This window comes from Sphingobium sp. FG11, assembly GCF_057809915.1.
This window is the reverse complement of the sequence record NZ_JBMDKW010000010.1, coordinates 128,008-134,883: the sequence shown is the minus strand read 5'-3', so window position 1 is coordinate 134,883 and position 6,876 is coordinate 128,008. Positions and strand designations below refer to the sequence as shown.

At 63.9% G+C, this 6,876-nt stretch carries 4 protein-coding genes; 3 read left to right on the top strand and 1 reads right to left on the bottom strand.

Features of this window, described 5'->3' with window-relative positions:
- Positions 1-284: 284 nt before the first annotated feature.
- Positions 285-3,017, bottom strand: a complete 2,733-nt coding sequence (gene secA / locus ACODSN_RS10780) for a preprotein translocase subunit SecA (RefSeq protein WP_489055241.1) — start codon at positions 3,015-3,017, stop codon at positions 285-287.
- A gap of 246 nt (positions 3,018-3,263) precedes the next feature.
- On the opposite strand from secA, the gene ACODSN_RS10775 reads away from it, so the two are divergent.
- Genes ACODSN_RS10775 through ACODSN_RS10765 form a run of 3 tightly spaced genes read left to right on the top strand, consistent with a single transcriptional unit; the run spans position 3,264 to position 6,875 of the window.
- The gene (locus ACODSN_RS10775; protein WP_489055239.1) at positions 3,264-4,814 is read left to right on the top strand and encodes a glycosyltransferase family 39 protein; all 1,551 of its coding nucleotides are present in this window, start codon (positions 3,264-3,266) and stop codon (positions 4,812-4,814) included.
- Between the two features lie 31 nt (positions 4,815-4,845).
- Entirely contained in the window at positions 4,846-6,072 is a 1,227-nt protein-coding gene (gene argJ, locus ACODSN_RS10770; protein ID WP_489055237.1) for a bifunctional glutamate N-acetyltransferase/amino-acid acetyltransferase ArgJ, read from the top strand.
- The gene (locus ACODSN_RS10765; RefSeq protein ID WP_489055235.1) at positions 6,072-6,875 is read left to right on the top strand and encodes an inositol monophosphatase family protein; all 804 of its coding nucleotides are present in this window, start codon (positions 6,072-6,074) and stop codon (positions 6,873-6,875) included. The genes argJ and ACODSN_RS10765 overlap by 1 nt, the downstream gene beginning before the upstream one ends.
- Position 6,876 lies beyond the last annotated feature (1 nt).

Genomic DNA, 6,876 nt, shown 5'->3' with positions numbered 1-6,876 from the left:
GACCGTACCAGGCGCTGTCAGTAGGCAGCGCCCCGTCCGGTGAACAGCCCTCTAGGCCCATCACCCGAAGGCGTCAAACACTATTTTGCAGAAAAATGTCAGTCGAGACAGAACGCCAGCAAACAAGGGCGTATTTGCCTTCCTCCGATGCGTTGGGAGGCTTCCGGCCCGTCAGACACACTGGTCGGGACGGCTATGGAAATGCGAAACTTCGGGAGGGGAAGAGTCGCGGGCAGTCCATTATGCAAAAAAGGCCGCCCTTGCGGGGCGGCCTCTGGTCGATATCAGTTCAGCGCACCGTGACAGTGCTTGTATTTCTGCCCCGACCCGCACGGGCATGGCGCGTTGCGGCTGATGTCGAGATTGGCGAAGTCGCCCGCATCGAACCCACCGACCGGCGGACGCGGGATCGTCGTCGTGATGATCCCCGCCTGCCCCGCATCCCGGTCGGCGCTGTCATCCTCGCCCGAGAAGGGATCGATGTGCGTCGTGATGAAATCCGGAAGCACCGGCAGGTCGAACTCGGGCATCGGCGTGTCCATGCGGAACTGCACGCGCGCAATTGATCCGGTCACATCCTCACGGATATTTTCCAGCATTCGCTCGAACAGGGCGAAGGCTTCCTGCTTATATTCATTGATCGGCGTCTTTTGCGCATAGGCGCGCAGATGCACCACCTGTCGCAGGGCATCGAGCGTCGAAAGATGCTCTTTCCAGTGATGGTCCAGGCTCTGGAGCAGAATGCTCTTTTCGATGCCGTGCCAGTCGCGCTCGTCAATGTCGGCGATCTTTTCGGCCACAGCCGCGTCGGCCAGCGCGGACAAGCGCTCCTCGATCCCTTCGGGGTCGACCGCGTCCTCCGCGAGCCAGGCATCGATATCCGGCTCAAGGCCCAATATGTCCGCCGTCTTCGCCTTGAGCGCGGCGACGTCCCATTGTTCGGGATAGGTGCCGGGCGGACAGGACGTTCCGACGATATCGTTCACGGTCTCATGCCGCATGTCCGTGACGACATCATCCACCGTGTCGGCGTCCATGATGTCGGCGCGCTGTTCGTAGATCACCTTGCGCTGATCGTTCATCACGTCATCATATTCGACGACCTGCTTGCGGATGTCGTAGTTGCGCGCCTCGACCTTGCGCTGCGCGGTCTCGATCGCCTTGCTCAGCCATTTGGACGGAGGCAGCGCCTCGCCATCCTCCAGGTTCGACCGGATCATCTTGGCGAACATCGTGTCCGGCCCGAAGATGCGCATCAGGTCGTCATCGAGGCTCAGGTAAAAGCGCGACAGGCCGGGATCACCCTGACGGCCCGAACGGCCCCGCAGCTGATTGTCGATGCGCCGGCTTTCGTGCCGCTCGGTCGCCAGCACGAACAGGCCGCCCGCCGCCAGCACTTCCGCCTTTTCGACGGCGATCTCGGCGCGAATGCGCTCGATCGCGGCGTCACGCTCCACGCCTTCCGGCACATCGCGCAGTTCGTCCTCGATCCGCATTTCCAGGTTGCCGCCAAGCTGGATATCGGTGCCGCGCCCCGCCATGTTGGTGGCGATCGTCACCACGCCCTTGCGCCCCGCCTGCGCGACGATATGCGCCTCGCTTTCATGGAAGCGGGCGTTGAGCACCGCATGCGGCACAGATTCCTGATTGAGAAATTCCGACAGCATTTCGGACTTTTCGATGGATACCGTGCCGACCAGGACCGGCTGACCCTTTTCCGCATGCTCCTTGATCGTCCGCGCTATGCCGCGAAACTTGTCCTCGATATTTTTATAGAAGCTATCCTGTTCGTCTACCCGCTGCACCGGCTTGTTGGTCGGGATGGTGACGACGTTCATCTTGTAGATTTCGAAGAATTCGGTCGCTTCGGTCGACGCGGTGCCGGTCATGCCCGAAATCTTGGGGTACATGCGGAAATAATTCTGGAACGTCACCGATGCGAGCGTCTGGTTCTCCGGCTCGATCTGGACGCCTTCCTTGGCCTCCACCGCCTGATGCAGGCCATCGGACCAGCGGCGGCCGTCCATCATGCGGCCGGTGAATTCATCGATGATGATCACCTTGCCGTCCTTGACGATGTAATCGATGTCGCGGCGGAACATCACGACCGCGCGCAGCGCCTGGTTCACATGATGGACGACCTGCGTATTTTCGAAATCATAAAGGTTGCTGCCCTGAAGCAGCCCCGCATCCTCCAGCAGCCGCTCGATATTTTCGGTGCCGTCCTCGGTCAGAGTGACGGTGCGCTGCTTCTCGTCCTTTTCATAATCCGCATCGACGAGCTGCTTCACGATCGCATCGACCGAAACATAGAGTTCCGACTTGTCGTCGGTCGGCCCGGAAATGATGAGCGGCGTGCGCGCCTCGTCGATCAGGATCGAATCGACCTCATCGACGATCGCGAAATTGAACGGCCGCTGCACCATAGAAGCGCGGTCATATTTCATATTGTCGCGCAGATAGTCGAAGCCAAGCTCGTTATTCGTCGCATAGGTGACGTCGGCGGCATAGGCGGCGCGGCGCTCATCTTCGGAGATATTGGGCACGATAACGCCGGTGGTCAGACCCAGGAAGCGATAGACCTGCCCCATCCATTCGCAGTCGCGCGTCGCCAGATAGTCGTTGACGGTGACGACGTGGACGCCCTTCCCCTCCAGCGCGTTGAGATAGGTGGCGAGCGTCGCGACCAGCGTCTTGCCCTCGCCCGTCCGCATCTCGGCGATTTCGCCCCGGTGCAGCACGATGCCGCCGATCATCTGCACATCATAATGACGCTGGCCGAGCGTGCGCTTCGCCGCCTCCCGCACGGTGGCGAAGGCTTCGGGCAGGATGTCGTCCAGCGTTTCGCCATTGGCGAGCCGGGCACGGAATTTGACGGTCTGTGCCGCCAGATCCTCGTCCGACAGCGGGGCGATGGTCTCTTCGAAAGAGGCGATGCGTTCGACGATCCGGCCCAGCGACTTGACGTAACGCTCGTTGGACGATCCGAAAATGGATTTGGCGAGTGCGCCGAACATGCAAATTCCTGACAAAATGGGGATGCGCGCCCCTTCTGGAGAGCACGCACGGACATGCGCGGCGATTTAGGGACCGCGCCGGCTTTAGTCAATCAGAGCGCAGCCTCGCAACGAGAGCGCCACTCGTGCGAGGCGGTTTTCGCCGAGCGGCACCGTCCTGACGACGAGACGATCCCGCTGCCGGGCCACCTGGCTTGGCAGGGGCATAGGTCTCCGCCAGAAGGCGCGGCGGAAGGGACTTTGACAGTGTATCGTTCATTATCCTGGGCGCCGGCGGGCGGACGCACCATTCCGCTGACCATCCTTCTCGCTCTCGCCCTGACCTTGTGGTTCGGATTGACGGCGATCGCCACCCCGTTCGACCATGACGAAAGCCAGTATATCGCGGGCGCCTATTTCAGCGGTCACATGACGCTGTTCCGCGATTTCCTTTATCTTCAGCCGCCCCTGCACGCCTGGACCTTCGCGCCGCTCGCCTGGGCGTTTCCGTCGCATATGGTCATCGCCATGCGGCTGGCGACCGCTGTCCTCGCATTGAGCGTACTCGCCCTGTTGATGGCGGCACAGCGGATCGCCGGGGTGTCGCGGGACAGCGCAGCGCTCGCCACCCTGCTGATGGCGGCCACCGCCGCGTTCCAGTTTACCGCCAGCGTGGTGCGCAACGACATGCTGCCAACAATGTTTTCGGCCATGGGCATGGCAGCGGCCCTGCTGGCGTTACGCCATTGCCGTCCCGCCTACTGGATCGCTTCAGGCTCCGCCTTTGGCCTTGCCATATCGGCGAAACTCTCGTTCGCGCCGCTGGCGATCGCCGTGGGGCTGTTTGCGCTGACGGCGGGCGGCCGTCGGGGCATGAGGCCCGCCTGCCTGCTGGCGTTGGGCGGATGCGCCGGGCTAATGCCGATGGCGATCGCATGGAGCCTCATGCCCGGTACATTCCTATACGGAGTCGTCACCTTTGCCGCGACCAGCCCCTTCGCCTGGTACGCCGCGAACGGCATGGGCGGCGAATTGAACCTAGCCGAGAAGGTCGCGGACCTGCTCAAATATCTCGCCACCGGCCCGGCGCTGGTCGCCTTGCTGCTGCTCGTCGGCAACTGGTGGGCGACGCGCCATCGCGTCCGTTCGCCGGGACGACGCCTAGCCATCTGGATGGTCGCTGGCGGTCTCGCGGGCGCGGCCATTCCCACGCCGACCCATGTTCAGTATCTTGCGCCTTTGCTGCCACCACTGGCGCTGGCGCTGGGCTATTTTCTCGACGATGCGCGGCAATGGCGCTTTGCCGCGCGGGAGTCGGTCCTAGGATTGCTGGCGCTCGCGGCCATTCCCGGCCTTTATGAATCGAGCCGGGACCTCATGGCGATGGCGCGCAACGGATCGCCGATGCTGGAAACCACAAAGGTCGCGCACTGGGCTGGCGACATGGTGCGCAACGTGCCCGGCGGTCCAGTGGCGACCCTTTCACCGCAGCAGATAATCGACAGTGGCCTTAGCCTCGATCCCCGGCTGGCGGCAGGTCCGTTCGTGTATCGCACGGGCGCATCGTTGACCGAAGCACAGGCTCGCGCGCTCAAGATACTGACGCCCGCCACCCTCCCCGACCTGGATCGCAACCCTCCCGCCGCCATTCTCGTCGGCTATGAAGGGGGCACGCGCAAGATGCCGCTGCGGCCCGATGACGGCCTGATCGCCTATGCCCGCGCCCGCGCCTATCGCATGGTCGCCATACCCGATGGCGTGGGGCGGCTGTATGTTCGGGCCACGCGGCTGGCGAGCGACGCGCCAGTGGCGCGTTGACCGGTGAGCCATTTGCGCTAATCGGCAAAGCATGACTCAGCGCTCCCCCCTCGCCCCCGCCGTCTTCCCCCCTCTTCCGTCCATCGCAGGCGCGACGGCCCGCGTCGCCAGGGCGCGGTACAAGAATTGGGATCGCTGCGACCTGACCTATGTCGAATTTTCGCCCGGCACTACGGTCGCTGGCGTCACGACGCAGAGCAAATGCCCTTCGCCCGAAGTGGAATGGTGCCGCGAGGCGTTACCGCTGGGGTCGGCGCGTGCGCTGGTGGTCAACGCCGGTAATGCGAACGCCTTTACTGGACATCGCGGGCGTGCCGCGGTCGAAGCGATCGCCGCGCGCGTCGCCAATCATCTGTCCTGCCTCCCGTCGGACATATTCATGTCCTCGACCGGGGTGATCGGCGTGCCGCTGCCCATCGACAAGGCGGAGGCCGGGCTGGACGCCGCATTCGCGACCACGGCGTGCGACTGGGAAGCCGCCGCCACGACCATCGGCACTACCGACACCTATGCCAAGGGCGCGCATGTTTCGGCGATGCTGGGGGACACGCGCGTCGAACTGGTCGGCATCATCAAGGGATCGGGCATGATCGCGCCCGACATGGCGACCATGCTGGGCTATATCTTCACCGACGCGGCGATCGAGTCAGCCCTGCTGCAAGCGATGCTGTCTGCCGCCAACAAACGTACATTTTCCTGTATCACCGTCGATAGCGATACCTCGACCAGCGACACCGTGCTGGCCTTCGCCACCGGCAAGGCGGGGAATGTCCCACTGGCGAGTTTCGACGATCCGGGCGCGGATGCATTCCAGGCGGCGTTGTTGGACCTGTGCCGTCAACTCGCCCATCTGGTCGTGCGTGACGGCGAAGGCGCGTCCAAATTCATCGAAATCCAGGTGGAGGGTGCGGACAGCGACGCAAGCGCGCACCGCATCGCGCTGTCGATCGCCAATTCGCCGCTGGTCAAGACAGCCATCGCCGGAGAGGATGCGAATTGGGGCCGCGTCGTCATGGCGGTCGGCAAGGCAGGCGAGCCAGCCGACCGCGACCGGCTGGCGATCCGCTTCGGCGCGACGCAGGTCGCATCGGCGGGCCTCGCGGTCGAAGGCTATGACGAAGCGCCCGTCGCCGCGCATCTCAAAGGGCAGGACATCGTCATCGGCGTCGATCTGGGGCTTGGCGAGGGACGCGCGACGGTGTGGACCTGCGATCTGACGCACGGCTATATTTCCATCAACGCCGACTATCGCAGCTGATGACGCTGGCGCTTCATGCTCCCGTCGCGGCGCTGATGCGGCAAGTCGCGCACGACATCGTCATGCCGCGCTACCAGAATCTCTCCTCGGACGAGATCAGCGAAAAGGCGGCGGACGATTTCGTCACCATCGCCGACAAGGAAAGCGAACTCCGCCTCGCCGAAGGACTGGCCGCGATCCTGCCCGAAGCCCGGATCATCGGCGAGGAAGCCTGCGCCGCCGATCCGGCGATCCTGGAGCGGGCGGGCGAGGGTCTCAACTGGATCATCGATCCAATCGACGGCACCGGCAATTTCGCCGCCGGGCGGCCACCCTTTGGCATCATGATCGCGCTGACGGACGGCGGATCGACGCTGGCGGGGTGGATTCTCGATCCGCTGAGCGGTCGCCTCTGCCACGCGATGCTCGGCGGCGGCAGCCATATCGATGGCGAGCGCATCATCGCGCGGGAAAGCGGCGCCGCCCTGCCCATCGCAGCGCTCGCCGTCTATTTCATGACGCCCGACGAGCGCGCGGACATAGGGCGGCGAGCAGAAGGCGCTTTCGCACTGGTGGATATCCCGCGCTGCGCGGCCGAACAATATCCCCGACTGGCGCTGGGCCAGAACGACATATCCGTGTTCGCCCGCACGCTCCCCTGGGACCACGCGGCGGGCACATTGTTCCTGAACGAAGCCGGCGGCCTATGCCAGCGGCTCGACGGATCGCCCTATCGGGTCGGCGATCTGCGTCGGGGCCTGCTGGGCGCATCATCGCCGCGCATGTGGGACAAGGCGGCGGGCATCCTGTTCGCGGCAAGGTGAC

What these genes read in the sequence shown, in the direction of transcription:
- secA (WP_489055241.1), bottom strand. Translation starts at nt 3,017, where the DNA reads ATGTTCGGCGCACTCGCCAAATCCATTTTCGGATCGTCCAACGAGCGT.
- ACODSN_RS10765 (WP_489055235.1), top strand. Translation starts at nt 6,072, where the DNA reads ATGACGCTGGCGCTTCATGCTCCCGTCGCGGCGCTGATGCGGCAAGTC.
- argJ (WP_489055237.1), top strand. Translation starts at nt 4,846, where the DNA reads ATGACTCAGCGCTCCCCCCTCGCCCCCGCCGTCTTCCCCCCTCTTCCG.